Origin of the sequence: Shewanella nanhaiensis, assembly GCF_019457885.1 — a bacterium.
GTDB lineage: Bacteria > Pseudomonadota > Gammaproteobacteria > Enterobacterales > Shewanellaceae > Shewanella > Shewanella nanhaiensis.
In genome coordinates, this window is record NZ_JAHZST010000049.1 from 1 (window position 1) to 1,272 (window position 1,272).

At 39.2% G+C, this 1,272-nt stretch carries 1 protein-coding gene; it reads left to right on the forward strand.

Translation table 11 applies throughout. From position 1 onward, the window contains the following. The first annotated feature begins 276 nt into the window (after window positions 1-276). The gene (locus K0625_RS24265) at window positions 277-1,233 is read left to right on the forward strand and encodes an IS110 family RNA-guided transposase (RefSeq protein ID WP_220111921.1); all 957 of its coding nucleotides are present in this window, start codon (window positions 277-279) and stop codon (window positions 1,231-1,233) included. The last annotated feature ends 39 nt before the right edge of the window (window positions 1,234-1,272 follow it).

Below are 1,272 nucleotides of genomic sequence, written 5' to 3' on the forward strand. Positions count from 1 at the left end.
CATTCGCCTTGAATTAGTTTGCCAAAAGACACTCTGAGTAGATCAACTTGTATGGATAATAAACCTACCTAATTTACAAATAACTCCCAGTTTCGGGTAATGTGAGACCCAGGCTTTAGCTGCAACTAAAGCTTTCCTTGTCGTAGTTCGCTTGATCAATGGATCCTCAATTGAGAGACCGGTAAGAAGAAAGAACATGACAAAGGACTCCAAGCAAAATACTCGAATAGTCTACTGGGTCTCGAACCCGCATTTGCAAGTAAGAGTTAGCTTATTATGAAATCTAAAACTAATCAAAATATTAACGTTGGGGTTGATACTGGTAAATTTCAACTCGATATTTATATCCGCCCTTTAGGTATTTTCTTTACTGTTCCCAATGACGAAAAAGGCATTAAAGAAGCTATCAATACAATCAAAAAGCATCAACCTGAACGTATTGTAATTGAGGCCACTGGTCGCCTTGAAATGCCATTTATCATAGCGTGTGCAAATGCATCTCTATCTTTTGTTATTGCAAACCCGATATACATTAAACGTTTTGCGGGAGCTATTGGCCAACGAGCTAAAACAGATAGGCTAGATGCACAACTTATCGCTCATTATGGTGAGGCAATAAAACCCAAATTATCAACTTTAAAGCCCAATGTTATCCAGTCTATGAGTGATTTAGTTTCAAGGCGTAGCCAGCTACTAGCGATGCAAACCATGGAGAAAAATCGCCTTCAAATACTCCCGAAAGAATTGGTCATGACCATCAAACCAATATTGACCGTATTTAAAAATCAGATTGAAAAAATAGAGAAAAAAATTGTCGAGCTCATTGAATCTTGCCCAGAATACCAAGCTAAAAACGTTATCCTTCAAAGTATGAAAGGAATCGGTAAAATCGCGGCAGCATCCATCATCAGTAACCTACCAGAGCTTGGATATATTAGTAACAAAGAAGCCAGTTCATTGGTAGGTGTAGCGCCAATGAATAAGGAAAGTGGACGTTTCAAAGGCCAAAGAAAAATACAAGGAGGTCGTCATCAAGTGAGAACCGTTTTGTATATGGCAATGATGTCAGCCATACAATCAAACCCAGTATTTAAAGCGACATATCAACGATTGGTAGCGGCCGGAAAGCCCAAAAAAGTTGCCATCATAGCCTGCATTAGAAAAATGGTGGTCATACTTAACTCTATGCTCAGAGAGGGGGTTATGTGGGAGGCGCCAAAAGCTGAAAATTAGCTATTGACGCCATAGTCTCTTCTTATACTGATTGGTATA

Bases quoted from the DNA above. Each gene is read 5' to 3' on its own strand.
- K0625_RS24265 (WP_220111921.1), top strand. From the start codon at position 277: ATGAAATCTAAAACTAATCAAAATATTAACGTTGGGGTTGATACTGGT.